Raw genomic sequence first — 16,015 nt, 5'->3', positions numbered from 1 at the left:
GGCCTCGATCACACACTGCGACATACTGCGAGAGTGCCCATCACCCCGTTAGACAGCGTTGAAGATGTCGTGCGGCGGCGTGGTGCCGAGCTTGTCGAGTTGTCCCACGACATCCATGCCGAGCCCGAGCTGGCCTTCGCCGAGCACCGCAGCTGCGCCAAGGCGCAGGCGCTGGTCGCCGAGCGCGGCTTCGAGATCACCGCGGCCGCCGGCGGGCTGGACACGGCCTTTCGGGCCGACTTCGGCAGCGGGCCACTGACCATCGGGATCTGCGCCGAATACGACGCGCTGCCCGAGATCGGGCACGCCTGCGGCCACAACATCATCGCGGCATCGGCGGTGGGCACCGCCCTGGCGCTGGCCGAGGTGGCCGACGACCTCGGCCTGCGGGTGTCGCTGCTGGGGACGCCGGCCGAGGAGGCCGGCGGCGGCAAGGCGTTGCTACTGAAGGCCGGGGTCTTCGACGACATCGCCGCGGCGGTCATGCTCCACCCCGGCCCGGCCGACATCGCCGGGGCCCGCTCGCTGGCCCTGTCCGAGGCGACGGTGAACTACCGCGGCAAGGAATCCCACGCGGCCGTCGCGCCGCACCTGGGTATCAACGCCGTCGACGCGGTCACCGTCGCGCAGGTGGCCATCGGGCTGCTGCGGCAGCAATTGGCGCCGGGGCAGCTGGTGCACGGGATCGTCACCAACGGCGGACAGGCGGTCAACGTCATCCCCGGGCGTGCGGCGCTTCAGTACGCGATGCGAGCGGTCGAAGCGGATTCGCTGCGCGAGCTGGAGGGCAGGATGTACGCCTGCTTCGCCGCCGGCGCGCTGGGCACCGGCTGCGAATACGAGATCGACGTTCCCGCGCCCCCGTATGACGAACTGAAGCCCGACCAATGGCTGGCCGACACCTTCCGTGACGAGATGTGCCGCCTGGGCCGCGAGCCGGTGGCCCGCGAGTACGAGGCGGCGCTGCCCATGGGCAGCACCGACATGGGCAACGTCACGCACGTGCTGCCGGGGATCCACCCGATCGTCGGCGTCGATGCCGGGGGCGCCATGGTGCACCAGCGCGCCTTCGCCGACGCCGCCGCGGGCCCCAGCGCCGACCGCGCGGTCGTCGAGGGCGCGATCATGCTGGCGCGCACGGTGGTTCAGCTGGCCCAGACGCCCGCCCAGCGCAACCGGGTGCTGGATGCGCAGGAGCGCAGGCGTGGCGGGGGGCATCGATGAGCCTGGCCGGCGCCGCCGATTCCTGGTTGGCCACCCATCACCAAGACCTGGTCGAATGGCGCCGCCACATTCACCGCTACCCGGAGTTGGGCCGCCAGGAGCACGCCACCACCCAGTTCGTCGGCGAGCGGCTGGCCGAAGCGGGGCTCAACCCGAAGGTGCTGCCGGGCGGAACCGGACTCGTCTGCGACATCGGCCCCGAACACGAGCCCAGGATCGCGCTGCGGGCCGACATGGACGCCCTGCCGATGGCCGAGCTCACCGGCGTTCCGTACGCCTCCACCCTGGCGGGCGTGGCGCATGCCTGCGGGCATGACGCGCACACCGCGATCCTGCTGGGCGCCGCCCTGGTGCTGGCGTCGGTGCCCGCGCTGCCGGTCGGGGTGCGGCTGATCTTCCAGGCCGCCGAGGAGCTGATGCCCGGCGGGGCGATCGACGCCATCGCGGCCGGCGCCGTCATCGGGGTGTCGCGGATCTTCGCCCTGCACTGCGACCCCCGGCTGGAGGTGGGCAAGGTCGCGGTCCGGCACGGCCCCATCACCTCTGCGGCCGACCAGATCGAGATCACGCTGTACTCACCCGGCGGGCACACGTCGCGCCCACATCTGACCGCCGACCTGGTGTACGGGCTGGGCACGCTGATCACCGGGCTGCCCGGGGTGTTGTCGCGGCGCCTCGACCCGCGCAACGGGACCGTGCTGGTCTGGGGCGCGGTCAACGCCGGCGTGGCCGCCAACGCCATCCCGCAGACCGGCGTGCTGGCGGGCACCGTGCGCACCGCGAGCCGGCAGACCTGGGTGGGCATGGAGGAGGTCATCCGCGAGACGGTGTCCGGGCTGCTGGCGCCGCTGGCCATCGAGCACACGCTGCAATACCGGCGCGGGGTGCCGCCGGTGGTCAACGAGGACGTCTCGACGCGCATCCTCACCCACGCGATCGAACAGATCGGCCCCGACGCGCTCGCCGACACCCGTCAGTCCGGTGGCGGCGAGGACTTCTCCTGGTACCTCGAGGAGGTTCCCGGTGCGATGGCCCGGCTGGGGGTGTGGCCGGGAGTGGGACCTCAGCTGGACTTGCACCAGCCGACGTTCAATCTCGACGAGCGCGCCCTGCCGATCGGCGTGCGCGTGATGACGAACATCGTCGAGCAGGCGGCCGCGTTCGAGCGGTCCTAAGCGCCGGTGGCGCGGACGACGTGTTCGGCGATGTGGGCGTACGTGCGCCGCGTGACGTCGCCGGCCTCGCTCATGATGTTGTAGCCATGGTCGACGCCGGCCACCTCTTGGTACTCCGCTAACGCGCCGACGTCGGCGAGTTTGCTCGCGTACCTGCGGGCTTCGTCGCGCAGCCGATCGTGCTCGGCCGTCACGACCAGCGCGGGCGCGATGCCGGCGATGTCATCGGCGTTGTCGCCCCAGGCGGGCGAGGCCAGGCGGTCGCGCCGCTGGGCCGGCTCGGGGATGTAGGCGGTGTCGAAGACCTCGCTCATCCACGGCTTCATGATCGCCCGGCGCCCGAGCGTCGATGCCTTGTCGCGGCTGGGCGTGACGAGGTCGAGCGGCGCGTAGTGCAGCACCTGCAGCGCGATGTCGGGGCCACCGTTCTCCAGCGCGAGTCGCGCCGCCGCGGCGGACAGGTTGCCGCCCGCGCTCTGGCCGCCGACGCACAGCCGGGTGCCGTCCCACTCGCGGTCGGGGCCCGCCGCCCAGCACACGACGTCATAGATCTGGTGCACCGCGGCGGGAAAGCGGCGCCGTGGTGCCAGGACATAGTCGGGGTTGATCACCAGCACACCCGCGTGGGCGGCCAGGTATCGGCACCACGGATCGTCCTGCTCGCGGTGGCCGACGACGAACCCGCCGCCGTGCACGTTGACGTAGACGGGCGGGTTCGTCGCCGCCGGCGGGTGATAGATCGTTGCCGAGACCGGGCCGTGGCGGGTATCGACGGCGACCTCGGTGGTTCGGCCCCCGATCTCCGGGAATCGCACGGCGGCCTTGGGCGTGGGGTTGACCGTGGCGGCGAATGTGCGCGCGAGCGCGTCCGCGACCAGCGGTAGGGACAGAACTGACAGCCGAGTTTCCTTCCGGATCAGGCGCTGGTGCCCGGGCCGATGTTACGGGCCGGGCGGGTCCGCAGACTGTGGACGTAATCGCTTGGCGCACCGGCGATTTCGGCGGCGTCCGCCATCACCCCCAGGTACCGGGCCGACGGCACCCCGCCTTCCCAGGCGTCCAGAACGTACAACCACGCCAGAACCGGGTCGGTATCGGTGTCCGACGCGATGCGCTCCACGCGGCACCGGATCTTCTTGTGGACGCCGAACTCCGAGCCCTCCCAGCGGTCCAGGTTTTTCTCGTCCGCCGGTGTCATGTCGTAGAGGACGACGAACACCTTCGAATCCGGATCCTCGACGACGGTGGCCAGCGCGCCCTCCCAGCCGATGTCCTCGCCACCGAAGGTCAATCGCCATCCGTGCAGCCAGCCGGTTCCGGCCATCGGCGAGTGTGGCGCGCGTTTCTGCATCTGCTCGGGATCCATGTTCGACCCGTAAGCGGCGTAGAGCGGCACGGGGAAAGCTTAGACGTCCGATGCTGGCCGGTCTTCCCTGAGCATTCGGACGGGCGCTTCGTTAGGTTGGTGGCTGTGGTGACCCGCATCGTGATCCTCGGTGGAGGCCCGGCCGGTTACGAAGCCGCCCTGGTCGCCGCGACCTCGCATCCCGACACCACCCGCGTCACGGTGATCGACTCCGAGGGCATCGGCGGGGCCGCCGTCCTGGATGACTGTGTGCCGTCCAAGACCTTCATCGCCTCGACCTGGCTGCGCACCGAACTGCGCCGGGCGCCGCGGCTGGGATTCGAGATCGACATCGACGACGCCAAGATCTCGCTGCCGCAGATCCATGCCCGGGTCAAGCAACTCGCCACCGAACAGTCCGCCGACATCACCGACCAGCTGCTCGGCGTCGGCGTGGACGTGGTCGCCGGCCACGGCGAGCTGATCGATCCCACGCCCGGCCTGGCCTGCCACCGCGTCAAGGCGACCACCGCCGACGGCGTCACCAGCGAGTACGAGGCCGACGTCGTGCTGATCGCCACCGGCGCCAGCCCGCGGGTGCTGCCGTCGGCGCCGCCCGACGGCGAGCGGATCCTGACCTGGCGCCAGCTCTACAACCTGGAGGCCCTGCCCGAGCACCTCATCGTGGTCGGGTCCGGGGTCACCGGCGCCGAATTCGTGCACGCCTACACCGAATTGGGCGTGCCGGTGACCGTGGTCGCCAGCCGCGACCGGGTGCTGCCCTACGAGGACGCCGACGCCGCCCTGGTGCTGGAAGGGGAGTTCTCCGACCGCGGCGTCCAGCTGGTGAAAAATGCCCGCGCGCAATCGGTGACCCGCACGGAGGACGGCGTGCTGGTCACGCTGGCCGACGGGCGCACGGTCGAGGGCAGCCACGCCCTGATGACCATCGGGTCGGTGCCCAACACGAGCGGCCTGGGCCTGGACCGGGTCGGCATCGAGCTGGGCCGCGGCGGCTACCTGACCGTGGACCGGGTGTCGCGGACCTCGGTGGCCGGCATCTACGCCGCCGGTGACTGCACCGGGCTGCTGCCGCTGGCCTCGGTCGCCGCCATGCAGGGCCGGATCGCGATGTATCACGCGCTGGGCGAGGGCGTCAGCCCGATCCGGCTGCGCACGGTGGCGGCGACGGTGTTCACCAGGCCGGAGATCGCCGCCGTCGGGGTCCCCCAGTCGATGATCGACGACGGCTCGGTGCCGGCCCGCACGGTCATGCTGCCGCTGCGCACCAACGCGCGGGCCAAGATGTCGGGCCTGCGGCGGGGCTTCGTGAAGCTGTTCTGTCGCCAGGCCACCGGCGTGGTCATCGGCGGTGTGGTGGTTGCTCCGATCGCGTCCGAGCTGATCCTGCCGATCGCCGTGGCCGTGACGAACCGGATCACCGTCAACGAGCTGGCGCAGACGCTGGCGGTTTACCCGTCGTTGTCCGGCTCGATCACCGAGGCCGCGCGGCGGCTGATGGCGCACGACGACCTGGACTAGCGGTTAGCCTTGGTGCAGCACGTCCTACTGACGAGTAACCGAGGAGTTTCCCCAGTGAGGAGTCCTGGCCGTGACTGAACCCGTTCACGCGCCCACCCAGCGCAGCTCACCGGTTTCCGTGCTGGGGCCGCGGCAGCGCGAGGCCGCCTGGGAACGGCTGGGCACCGAACAGTTCGACGTGGTGGTCATCGGCGGCGGCGTGGTGGGCTCGGGCTGCGCGCTGGACGCCGCGACCCGCGGTCTCAAGGTGGCGCTGGTCGAAGCGCGTGATTTCGCGTCGGGCACCTCGAGTCGCTCGTCGAAGATGTTTCACGGCGGCCTGCGCTACCTCGAACAGCTGGAGTTCGGCCTGGTGCGCGAGGCGCTCTACGAACGTGAGCTGTCGCTGACCACGCTGGCGCCGCATCTGGTCAAGCCGATGCCGTTCCTGTTCCCGTTGACCAATCGCATGTGGGAACGCCCGTACATCGCCGCCGGCATATTTCTGTACGACCGGCTCGGCGGGGCGAAATCCGTTCCCGCGCAGAAGCATTTGACGCGTGCCGGTGCGTTGCGGTTGAGCCCGGGCCTCAAGCGCGGCTCGCTGATCGGTGGAATCCGTTATTACGACACGGTTGTCGACGATGCGCGGCACACCATGACCGTGGCGCGCACCGCCGCGCACTACGGCGCGGTGGTGCGGACCTCCACCCAGGTGGTCGCCATGCTGCGCGAAGGCGATCGGGTGACCGGTGTGCGCGTCCGCGACTCCGAGGACGGCGCGATCACCGAGGTCCGCGGGCATGTGGTGGTCAACGCGACCGGGGTGTGGACCGACGAGATCCAGGCATTGTCCAAGCAGCGCGGGCGTTTTCAGGTGCGAGCGTCCAAGGGCGTGCATGTGGTGGTGCCCCGCGACCGCATCGTCAGCGACGTCGCGATCATCCTGCGCACCGAGAAATCGGTGATGTTCGTCATCCCGTGGGGCAGCCACTGGATCATCGGAACCACCGACACCGACTGGAATCTCGACCTGGCTCACCCGGCGGCCACCAAGGCCGACATCGACTACATCCTGGAGACCGTCAACACCGTGCTCGCCATCCCGCTGACGCATGCCGACATCGACGGGGTGTACGCGGGGCTGCGGCCGCTGCTGGCCGGGGAGAGCGAGGAGACCTCCAAGCTGTCCCGGGAACACGCCGTGGCGGTGCCCGCGCCGGGCCTGGTGGCCATCGCCGGCGGCAAGTACACCACCTACCGGGTGATGGCCGCCGACGCGATTGATGCTGCGGCCCAATTCGTTCCGGCCCGGGTGGCGCCGTCGATCACCGAGAAGGTCAGCCTGCTGGGGGCCGACGGTTACTTCGCGCTGATCAACCAGGCCGAACACGTCGCCCAGCTGCAGGGTCTGCACCCCTACCGGGTGCGTCATCTGCTGGACCGCTATGGCTCGCTGATCGGCGACGTGCTGGCGCTGGCGGCTGACAGCCCCGAGCTGCTCGAACCGATCAAGGAGGCGCCGGGCTATCTGCGGGTGGAGGCGTTGTACGCCGTAACCGCCGAGGGCGCTTTGCATTTGGAGGACATCCTGGCCCGCCGGATGCGCGTTTCCATCGAATACCCGCACCGCGGTGTCGACTGCGCGCGCGAGGTCGCCGAAGTCGTGGCGCCGGTGCTGGGCTGGTCCGCAGACGAGATCGGGCGCGAGGTCGCGAATTACACCGCCCGGGTGGAGGCCGAGATCCTGTCGCAGGCCCAGCCCGACGACGTGTCCGCCGACGAGCTGCGGGCCAGCGCGCCCGAGGCGCGCGCCGAGATCCTCGAGCCGGTCCCGCTCAGTTGAGCTTATGGTGAAGCCGGCGCCACTGCCCGTGCGGGACGGACTCGGTCCGGCGCGGGTGCGGCTGCGCGGCGGCCCGGTGCTGGCCGAGCTCACCGCCCGGTTCGGCGCGCGGGCCCGCGCCAGGGTGCTGGCCGGAGAGGTCGTCGGCGCCGACGGAGCGGTAATCGATTCCGCCACAGTGCTTCCCGCCGGCGCGAGTGTGTACCTGTATCGCGAGCTGCCGGACGAGGTGCCCGTCCCGTTCGACGTCCCGGTGCTGCATCGCGACGCCGACATCGTCGTCGTCGACAAGCCGCATTTCCTGGCCACCATGCCGCGCGGACGCCACGTCGCCCAAACCGCGCTGGTGCGGCTGCGGCGTGAACTGGACCTGCCCGAGCTGAGCCCGGCGCACCGCCTGGACCGGCTGACCGCCGGGGTGCTGCTGTTCACCGCGCGGCGCGAGGTGCGCGGTGCCTACCAGACGCTGTTCTCCCGCGGATCGGTCCGTAAGACATATCTGGCCCGGGCGGCCGTCGACCCGCAGCTGCAGCTCCCACGAGTGGTGGAGAGCCGAATCATCAAGCGGCGCAGCCACCTACAGGCGGTGTGCGAGCCGGGCGCGCCCAATGCCGAGACCCGCGTGGAGCTGGTATCGCCGGACGGTCTGTACCGGCTCACCCCCCGAACCGGGCGAACGCATCAGCTGCGCCTGCACATGGCGTCGCTGGGGATACCGATCGAGGGAGACCCGTTGTATCCCAACGTCATCGACGTGGCGGCCGACGACTTCAGCACGCCGCTGCGCCTATTGGCGCAGCGCATCGAGTTCACCGATCCGCTGACCGGCGCGCGGCGGGAGTTCGTCAGCCGTCGTACCGAGCCCTAGGCGGTTTGGCAGGCGACGGCGCGTGTCGTCGGAAGCTGGTAGTGTCGAACACATGTTCGAACATGGCCGGCGTATCGCGTCTCCGCCGGAGGTGATCGCCTACTTCGACGAGCTGGCCGAGCGCCAATACCCGTCGACGACGCCGGTGTCCAAGGGGCTGCTGGACCGGATCGGAGCGGCGGCGCGCGCGGAGAACCGGGCGGCGGCCGCGCAGTTGGTGGCCATCGGTGAGTTGTTCGGATATCGGTTGTCACGGTGTTCGGAGACCGAGGAGTGGGCCGTGGACACCGAGGCGGCCGTCGGTGCTGAAGTCGCCGCCGAGTTGCGGATCAGTCAGGGTCTGGCCGGCAGCAAGGTGCGCTACGCCCGCGCGATGCGCGAGCGGCTTCCGCAGGTGGGTGAGGTGTTCAAGGCCGGTGATATCGACTTCCGGATGTTCGCCACAATGGTGTACCGAACGGATCTGATCACCGATCCGCAGGTGCTGGCGGTGGTGGACGCGCGGCTGGCGGCCAATGTGGCGCGCTGGCCGTCGATGACTCGAGGCCGGCTGGCCGCGCAGGTGGACAAGCTCGTCGCGCGTGCCGACGCGGACGCGGTGCGACGCCGCAAGGAGCGTGCGGCCGGGCGTGAGGTGTGGGTGGCCGACATGGGGGAGGGGTTGGCGCATCTGGAGGGCACCCTGCTGGCCCCGGACGCGCAGGCGTTGGACCAGCGGTTGACTGCGTTGGCGGCCACGGTGTGTGAGCACGATCCGCGCACCCGCGAGCAGCGCCGCGCCGATGCGTTGGGGGCGTTGGCTGCCGGGGCGAACCGGTTGGCGTGCGGGTGCGGGCGATCGGATTGTGCGGCCGGTAAACGGGCCGCGTCGAGCCCGGTGCTGATTCACGTGATCGCCGAACAGGCCGGTCTGGACGGCCGCGGTTCGGCGGTCGCCGCTCAGATAGGTGCGCAGGGTTTGATCCCGCCGGAGTTGCTCGCCGAGTTGGCCGCCTCGGCCACGCCGGCGCCGCTGATTCACCCGGCGACGCGCCCCCGGAACCCGGTTATGTGCCGTCCAAGGCGCTGGCCGATTTCGTGCGCTGCCGGGATCTGACGTGTCGCTGGCCGGGTTGCGACCGCCCGGCTACGGAATGCGATCTCGACCATACGATTCCCTACGCCGACGGCGGCCCCACGCACGCCTCGAATCTCAAATGTTATTGCCGCACACACCATTTGGTGAAAACTTTCTGGGGCTGGCGGGAGAATCAACTTCCCGACGGCACCCTCGTGCTGACTTCGCCGTCGGGGCAGACCTATGTCACCACGCCGGGCAGCGCGCTGCTGTTTCCGAATTTGTGCCAGGGTGTCGGCGCGATCCCCGCCGCCGAAGCCGACGTGGCGCCCGACTACTGCGGGGCTCGCACGGCGATGATGCCCACCCGGCGTCGCACCCGCGCCCAGAACCGGGCCGCGCGCGTCGCGGCCGAACGCCGGCACAACCGCGCCACCCGGCTGGCCAGCGGGCCCGCAAGCTGCAACGGGCCCGCCCCGCCCGGCGCCGACGACCCGCCGCCCTTCTAGCGGCATGGAGGTCTTCCGGCATGGAAGGCGCGGGACCGGGTAGCCCGGGGCTATGGACATCACCGTCACGTTCGTGGGCAACGCCACCACGCTCATTTCCGCGGGCGGGCTGACGCTGTTGACCGACCCCAATTTCTTGCACAAGGGGCAACGCGCCTACCTCGGCCATGGGCTGGTGTCCAAACGGCTCAAGGAGCCTGCGCTGCAACTGAGCGAGCTTCCTCCGGTCGACGCGATCGTGCTGTCGCACATGCACGGCGATCACTGGGACCGCGTGTCGCAGAAGGGACTCGACCACGAACTGCCCGTCGTCACCACCCCGCACGCCGCCAAACGGCTGCACCAGCGCGGCTTTGCGCAGGCACGCGGCCTGAGAACCTGGCAGCAGCACACGATCACAAAGGGCGGCACCACGCTCACCCTCACGTCGTTGCCGGGGCGTCACGCACCCGGATGGAGCCAGCGGCTGCTCCCGCCGGTGATGGGCACCATGGTGGAGGTCGCCGCCGACGATGGCTCACCCCCGCGCCGGCTCTACATCTCCGGCGACACCCTGCTGATCGAGGAGCTCAACGAGATCCCCACCAGGTTCGACCCGATCGACGTGGGCATGCTGCACCTCGGCGGCACCCGGCTGCCCGCAGGCGGGCGGTTGCCGTTCGGACTGACCGTCACCATGGATGGCCGTCAGGGCGCCGAACTCGTCGCGATGCTCGCCCTGCCGAAGGCGATCCCGGTGCACTTCGACGACTACGCGGTCTTCGCGTCGCCACTGGCCGACTTCACCCGGGAGATGCAGCGCCGAGGCCTCGGGGACCGGATCGTCACGGTGAATCGCGGCGCCTCGGTGACCGTTTGAAAGACGGCCGGTGTCGCGCAGGTTGCCCTGGCCAGCAAATGTCAAATCGCTCTCAGCTATGAGATAGGGTGGCCTAACACCTGGCGGTCGAATTGGGAGGTCCCGGCCGCAGGTTAAGGGCTTCGACGTGCAGAGTTTCAAGGTTCTTCGTGGCCTGGTCAACGCAAATTTGCTGAGGCTGTTCTCAGCGTGGGCATTGTGAGACGTGATGGATCTTTTTGCACCCCCAGAGGTCACCTCGACTCTCATCCACACCGGACCGGGAGCGGGTTCGCTGATCGAGGCCGCCGGCGCCTGGCAGCGCCTGGCCGTCGAGTTGGAGAATTCGGTCTCCACCTATGCCTCGACGTTGTCGTCGCTCATCGACTCCTGGGACGGCCCGTCGGCGATGGCGATGCTGCAGTCCGTCCAGCCCTACCTGCTCTGGCTGCGCGAGACCGCTCAGCAATCCGCGCAGCTGGCCACCTCCGCCGAAGGCGCCGCGACGGCCTTCACCACCGTCCGGTCCACGGTGGTTCATCCCTCGGTGGTGACCGCCAACCGGACGCGACTGGCGCAGCTGCTGGCCACCAACCGGTTCGGCACCAACACGGCGGCCATCGCCGAGACCGAGAACGAATACCAGACCATGTGGGCGAACAACTCGGCGGCGATGACCCGATACCAGGCGTCGTCGTCGCAGGCGACCACGCAGCTGTCGAATTTCAATTCGCCGCTGTCGGCCACCGATCCGGGCGGAACGACCCGCCAAGAACTGGCGGTGAACCAGGCCCAGGCGCTGGACGCCGGCAACGTGGGGAACTCACTGGTTTCGGACCTCTCGTCCGCCGGCATCTTCGGCGCCGACGGCGATCCGAACCAAGGGTGGTTCGGCTACTTCAGCACCTGGGGCAACCAGTTCATCTCGTCCGGTTTTCCCATCAACATGCTCAGCTACCTGGCGCAGAACTCGTCGGCCAGCGCGCTGCAGAGCGTCGGCGGCGACATCGGCAGCGGCCTGTCGGAGGGCCTGGGAGCGGCCACGGCGAGCCTGTCCAGCGCGGTCAGCGGCATCGGCGAAGGAATGGCGCCGACGGGTGCGATGGGCGTGGGGGTATCGCTGGGCAAACTGACCGCGCCGCCCGCCGTGGTGGGGCTGTTGCCGGGCACGCAGACCGGGGTGCAGCTCGCGTCCGCCGCCTCGCCGCTGCCGGCGGCGGAATCGGGATTGCCGCTGATGCCGATGATGGTGCCGCCGACGACGGCCTCGGCGGGCACCGGCTGGCGCAAGCGCAAACAGCAGAAGTACGAGGACGTCGCCGTCGGCCGGGAGGTCACAGGCAAAGTGATGCCTCGAAATCCATCCGCGGGATGACGGCGACGATGCTGCCCCACGACTGCGGGTGCCGAACACCGCGTGCAACGGCGACCGGCAGCAGGGGAGCCGACGCGCCGCGTTCGCCCCACCCACGTTCTTCCCCAAGGTAAAAATTCATGGATTTCGGGATACTGCCGCCGGAGGTCACTTCGGCGCTGATCCACTCTGGGCCCGGCGCTTGGTCATGGATCGCGGCCGCCGGCGCCTGGCAGGAGCTCAGCGCGGAGCTCGAGCAATCGGCCGCCGGCTACAGCGCGGAGCTGGCGTGGCTGTCTACGACGTACCATGGCCCGTCGTCGCGGGCGATGGCCCAAGCCTTCGAGCCCTACCTCGCCTGGTTGCGCGCCACCGCCCAGCAGTGTCAGGAGATCGCCACGTCGGCGGAAGTCATGACGGCGGCGTTCGAGCTGACGCACTGGACCGTGGTGCATCCCTCGCTGGTCGCCGCCAACCGCGCGCGGTTGGCGATGTTGTTGGCCACCAACTTCTTCGGGATCAACTACCCGGCCATCGCGGAGACCGAGGCCGAGTACCACGCCATGTGGGTGAACAACTCGGCGGCATTGGTCCGCTACGACGCGACTTCGGCGAGCGCCGTCCGACCGCCCGCCTTCGAGCCGCCTCCCCCGGTTGCCAATCCGTCGGGCGTGACGACGCAAGCCGCCATGGTGCCCGCCACGAACACCGCCGATGTGGGGACACAGACCGCGGCCGCGCTCTCGGGGACAAGCCAGAACCTCGCCGCTTCCAGCGCCGTCGGACTGGACCCCGACTCGGGCTGGTTCAGATACTTCAGCATCTGGGGATGGCAGTTCATCGCCAGCGGATTCCCGGTCAACATGCTCAGCTATTTCGCCCAGGTCAGCGGCGCCCAGGCCCTGCAGGGCGGCGTGGCCACCGACATCTTCGGCGGCCTGTCCGAAGCCGCGGCCGACCTGTCGGCGGCGGACGCGAGCCTGGTCGGCGCGGTGGGATCGTCGTTGGCGCCCCAGGCGACGCTGGGTGTCGGTATCTCGCTCGGCAACCTGACTTTTCCGCCCGCGACGGTGGGCATGCTGGGGTCTTCGGCGCCGGTGCAGCTGGCGTCGGCGGTCTCGGCGCTGCCGCCCGCGGCCGGCCAGACACCCATGCTCCCGATGGTCCCGATGCGCCCGACGCGTGGCTCGGCGAACGGTCGGCGGCGCAAGGGACGCGACTACGACGATATTGAATACGGCGCGGAGCTGCCGGGCACCGTGATGCACCGACCGCCGTCGGCTGGATAGCGCTGCTTGCGCGACTGCGTCATGCGGTTGCGGACGATGTGTTCGACCAGGATGGGGACGAAGGTCTGCACCGGTGCGTCGACGAATCGTTGCGCCGTCTCTTCGCACCAGCGCCTGATCTGAGCGTTCCGCCTTTCGTCACCGAGCCCTTCGCGACGGGCTAGCTTGTCGGCGACGTCCGCCACCGATCGCCCAACCGTGGCCCGGGCGGCCGGGGGGAGTTCGGCGCCGGCAGCGGTGGGTGCTCGCACCGCATCGAGTGCCCGGCGTGCGGCGTCCTCATCGGTGTCCGGCCGGATGACATGCAGGGTGAGGTGGCGGCCGTTGCCGCCCAGCACGATGACGCTGGCCTCCTCGTCGCTGACGAAGCCCAGCAATTCGATTGTGTGCCCGTCGATTTCAGCCACCGCGGGTGTGTTTTGCCAGCCGTTGCGGCGGTAGCCCCCCATGACGATCTGTCCGAGCCGGCCGCGCAATGACGCCACCAGGCTCGGCAGCTCGCCGGACAGGTTCGTCGAGCGCGGCCACCAGGCGCCGTCGACGTGCTCGGAAACGGCTCGATATGACTTGAGCCGCAACCGGTTTGATTGCTCCATGACACCCACCTGCTCGCAGAACTCCGGGCCCGACGGCCCGGATACGTCAAGACCAGCACGGGTAGTCGGCGACCGCGGCGCTAGCGAGTGGCTGTCGGGTTTACCGATCGTGAACAACGAGTTTCCGCAACCGCTTTGGGCCGCGTTTCAGGATCCCGACGATGTCGCAGCTTCCGCGTACTTCGGGCAGTACGCCTTGATGCTGACCCCGACGAAATAGCCGGCGTGATAGCTGTCCAGGCTGCTGCTGGAGAGCACGCTGTTGGCGACCTGCTCCGGCGACTGGCCCATGTCGAGTTCGTGGCAGACGGTGTGCCCGGAGTTGACCGCGGCGTCGGGTGACTCGTAGTTGATGCCCTTGGCTTTCAGCGCGGCCAGGAACGCGTCATCGGCGGATGTGGCGTGCGCGGCAACGGATGCCACCAGCGCGCCGAGCAGCCCGGCCACCGGCAGCACGCCGATCGCCAGTAGCGACAGCGGTCGGACGGGCTTGCGCATCTGGGTAGTCGTCATTTCTGATACTCCCGTGGAACAGAACTGCCGGTGCTTGCTGAAGGTGGGGCTAGTGCGCATGCTTGCATCTCGCGGCGCCACCCGGTGCTGTATCGCCGATAATGCGGTGTGTGCCACACAAGTGTTTGCTCCGCGGTCGCACGCGCGTTACCGGCGAGCCTTCGGCGACGCGTCGCCGGTGATCTGACGACATGGCGTACGTGCGGTGGTTGTGGCTCGGGGTGGTGGCGATATGCGTGGTCGGCTGCGGTGTGCGGGATGTGTCGGCCGCTAGCGCTCGAGACATCTCCGGCACCTTTCGATCCGGCGGCATGGACCGAACCTACATGTTGCACGTGCCGGCGGGCGAACCCGTCGGGCTGGTGCTGAGTTTGCACGGGGGCGGCGGTACCGGGTTCTCGCAGCGGGGCCTGACGGGCTTCAACACCGTTGCCGACGCTCACAACTTGTTGGTTGTCTACCCCGACGGTTACGACAAGAGCTGGGCCGACGGGCGTGGCGCCTCGCCCGCCGATCGCCGCCACATCAATGACGTGACCTTTCTGGTCGGGCTGGTGAGCAAGCTGCAGAGCGACTACGGCGTTGCTCCCGGGCACGTTTTCGTCACCGGGATGTCCAACGGCGGCTTCATGAGCAACCGGCTGGCGTGCGACCGCGCCGACGTCTTCGCCGCGGTCGCGCCGGTGGCCGGGACGCTGGGCGTGGGGGTGGCCTGCAACCCGTCGCGACCCGTGTCGGTCTGGGAAGCCCACGGGACCGCTGACCCGTTGGTGCCCTTCAAGGGTGGGACGGTGCGCGGCCGCGGCGGCGTCAGTCACTCCGTCTCGGCGGACGCCATGGTGGACAAGTGGCGCTCGATCGATGGCTGCCAGTCGCAGCCGGCGATGGAGGCGCTGCCCGACGTCCGCGACGGCACGGTGGTGCACCGCTACCGGTCGATGCGATGCGCGGACAACACCGAGGTGGTGTTCTACAAGATCGACAGCGGCGGGCACACCTGGCCGGGCGGCAAGCAATATCTGCCCGCGGCCGTCATCGGTCCCACCACCCGCGCGCTCGACGGGTCCGAGGCCATCGCCCAGTTCTTCCTCGCCCACGCCCGCGACTAGGCCCAAAAGCAGCGTCAGCGCTGGCAGGACGGGCACCAGTACGTCACCCGATCCCCGGAGTCGTCGAATCTGATCGGGGTGCCGCAGCGACGGCACGGCTGCCCGGATCGCCCGTATACCCACAACTGACGTCCGGCCCGGGTGTCGCCGGTGGTGCACCGGTTCCAACGAAAGCGGTTGAGCCACAACATGTCTCGTGCTCGCGAGACCAGCCGATGCGGGTCGGCGAGGTCGCGCACGGCCGCGGTGGGCAGATGCCCGACAAGGAAACACAATTCGTTGCAGTAGACGTTGCCGACCCCGGCCAGCAGGCGCTGGTCCAGCAGGGCCTCGGCGATCGGCCGGTCCGGGTCGGCGGTCAGGTTGGCGGCGGCGAGCGCGGCATCCCAATCCTCGCCCAGCAGATCCGGTCCCAGATGCGCGACCGCGTCGCCGTCCCGCTCGCGCTCCAGGATCTCCAGCACGCCCAAGTCGACGCCGACCGCGCGGACGCTGTCGGTCTCCAAGACGATGCGCGCGCGGTGGTCGACCCGCACCGAGCGGTTGCCGACCCGCCAGCTGCCGTCCATTTTCAGATGCGAGTGAATGCTGGCGTCCCCCACCCGGATGAACAAGTGCTTCCCGCGGCTGAGCACCTCGTCGACCACCCGTCCGGTGAGGTCGACGGTGGCGAACCGCGGCACCCGGACGTCGCAACGGGTCAGGGTGCCGCCGACCAGTCGCTCGCGCAGCACGGCGGCGGTGTGCCAGACGGTGTCGCCTTCGGGCATC

General features: G+C 69.6%; 14 protein-coding genes and 1 pseudogene. 10 read left to right on the top strand and 5 right to left on the bottom strand.

Going from position 1 to position 16,015, the window contains the following annotated elements:
- Positions 1-33 precede the first annotated feature (33 nt).
- Both AC5Y30_RS19790 and AC5Y30_RS19785 read left to right on the top strand, forming a co-directional pair.
- The gene (locus AC5Y30_RS19790; protein WP_499920432.1) at positions 34-1,224 is read left to right on the top strand and encodes a M20 family metallopeptidase; all 1,191 of its coding nucleotides are present in this window, start codon (positions 34-36) and stop codon (positions 1,222-1,224) included.
- Positions 1,221-2,399, top strand: coding sequence for an amidohydrolase (locus AC5Y30_RS19785; protein WP_499920430.1), 1,179 nt, complete (start codon positions 1,221-1,223; stop codon positions 2,397-2,399). The genes AC5Y30_RS19790 and AC5Y30_RS19785 overlap by 4 nt, the downstream gene beginning before the upstream one ends.
- Here AC5Y30_RS19785 and AC5Y30_RS19780 read toward each other — a convergent pair.
- Together AC5Y30_RS19780 and AC5Y30_RS19775 are read right to left on the bottom strand one after the other, a co-directional pair.
- Entirely contained in the window at positions 2,396-3,214 is an 819-nt protein-coding gene (locus tag AC5Y30_RS19780) for an alpha/beta hydrolase (RefSeq protein WP_499920428.1), read from the bottom strand. The two genes, AC5Y30_RS19785 and AC5Y30_RS19780, sit on opposite strands and share 4 nt — an antisense overlap.
- Positions 3,215-3,315: 101 nt before the next feature.
- Positions 3,316-3,795, bottom strand: coding sequence for a gamma-glutamylcyclotransferase family protein (locus AC5Y30_RS19775; RefSeq protein WP_499920426.1), 480 nt, complete (start codon positions 3,793-3,795; stop codon positions 3,316-3,318).
- A gap of 75 nt (positions 3,796-3,870) precedes the next feature.
- Here AC5Y30_RS19775 and AC5Y30_RS19770 point away from each other — a divergent pair, with 75 nt between their 5' ends.
- The 7 genes and pseudogenes from AC5Y30_RS19770 (at position 3,871) to AC5Y30_RS19740 (ending at position 13,026) form a co-directional block, all read left to right on the top strand.
- Positions 3,871-5,286, top strand: a complete 1,416-nt coding sequence (locus tag AC5Y30_RS19770; protein ID WP_499920424.1) for an NAD(P)H-quinone dehydrogenase — start codon at positions 3,871-3,873, stop codon at positions 5,284-5,286.
- A gap of 70 nt (positions 5,287-5,356) precedes the next feature.
- The gene (locus tag AC5Y30_RS19765; RefSeq protein ID WP_499920422.1) at positions 5,357-7,111 is read left to right on the top strand and encodes a glycerol-3-phosphate dehydrogenase/oxidase; all 1,755 of its coding nucleotides are present in this window, start codon (positions 5,357-5,359) and stop codon (positions 7,109-7,111) included.
- A gap of 4 nt (positions 7,112-7,115) precedes the next feature.
- Positions 7,116-7,979 carry a pseudouridine synthase gene (locus AC5Y30_RS19760; RefSeq protein ID WP_499920420.1) on the top strand — a complete coding sequence of 288 codons (864 nt, stop codon included), beginning with the start codon at positions 7,116-7,118 and terminating at the stop codon, positions 7,977-7,979.
- A 52-nt stretch (positions 7,980-8,031) separates the two neighbouring features.
- A pseudogene (locus tag AC5Y30_RS19755) lies at positions 8,032-9,545 on the top strand (HNH endonuclease signature motif containing protein).
- Positions 9,546-9,597: 52 nt separating this feature from the next.
- Positions 9,598-10,404 carry an MBL fold metallo-hydrolase gene (locus AC5Y30_RS19750; protein ID WP_499920418.1) on the top strand — a complete coding sequence of 269 codons (807 nt, stop codon included), beginning with the start codon at positions 9,598-9,600 and terminating at the stop codon, positions 10,402-10,404.
- Positions 10,405-10,612: 208 nt separating this feature from the next.
- Positions 10,613-11,758, top strand: a complete 1,146-nt coding sequence (locus AC5Y30_RS19745) for a PPE family protein (protein ID WP_499920417.1) — start codon at positions 10,613-10,615, stop codon at positions 11,756-11,758.
- 119 nt (positions 11,759-11,877) lie between these two features.
- Positions 11,878-13,026, top strand: coding sequence for a PPE family protein (locus tag AC5Y30_RS19740; protein WP_499920415.1), 1,149 nt, complete (start codon positions 11,878-11,880; stop codon positions 13,024-13,026).
- Here AC5Y30_RS19740 and AC5Y30_RS19735 read toward each other — a convergent pair.
- Positions 12,957-13,622, bottom strand: coding sequence for a DUF5994 family protein (locus AC5Y30_RS19735; RefSeq protein WP_499920412.1), 666 nt, complete (start codon positions 13,620-13,622; stop codon positions 12,957-12,959). The two genes, AC5Y30_RS19740 and AC5Y30_RS19735, sit on opposite strands and share 70 nt — an antisense overlap.
- Positions 13,623-13,769: 147 nt before the next feature.
- Complete coding sequence (locus AC5Y30_RS19730) at positions 13,770-14,135, bottom strand: DUF732 domain-containing protein (RefSeq protein ID WP_499920410.1); 366 nt, start codon at positions 14,133-14,135, stop codon at positions 13,770-13,772.
- Positions 14,136-14,326: 191 nt separating this feature from the next.
- On the opposite strand from AC5Y30_RS19730, the gene AC5Y30_RS19725 reads away from it, so the two are divergent.
- Positions 14,327-15,244: an extracellular catalytic domain type 1 short-chain-length polyhydroxyalkanoate depolymerase gene (locus AC5Y30_RS19725; RefSeq protein WP_499920408.1), complete on the top strand. Its 918-nt coding sequence runs from the start codon at positions 14,327-14,329 to the stop codon at positions 15,242-15,244.
- A gap of 14 nt (positions 15,245-15,258) precedes the next feature.
- On the opposite strand, the gene nei2 is transcribed toward AC5Y30_RS19725, so the two are convergent.
- Complete coding sequence (gene nei2, locus AC5Y30_RS19720; RefSeq protein WP_499920406.1) at positions 15,259-16,014, bottom strand: endonuclease VIII Nei2; 756 nt, start codon at positions 16,012-16,014, stop codon at positions 15,259-15,261.
- Between the last annotated feature and the right edge of the window lies 1 nt (position 16,015).

The sequence above is a fragment of the Mycobacterium sp. NGS27 genome (assembly GCF_059813005.1).
The sequence above is the reverse complement of the archived record's forward strand: the minus strand, read 5'-3'. Positions and strand labels throughout refer to the sequence as shown.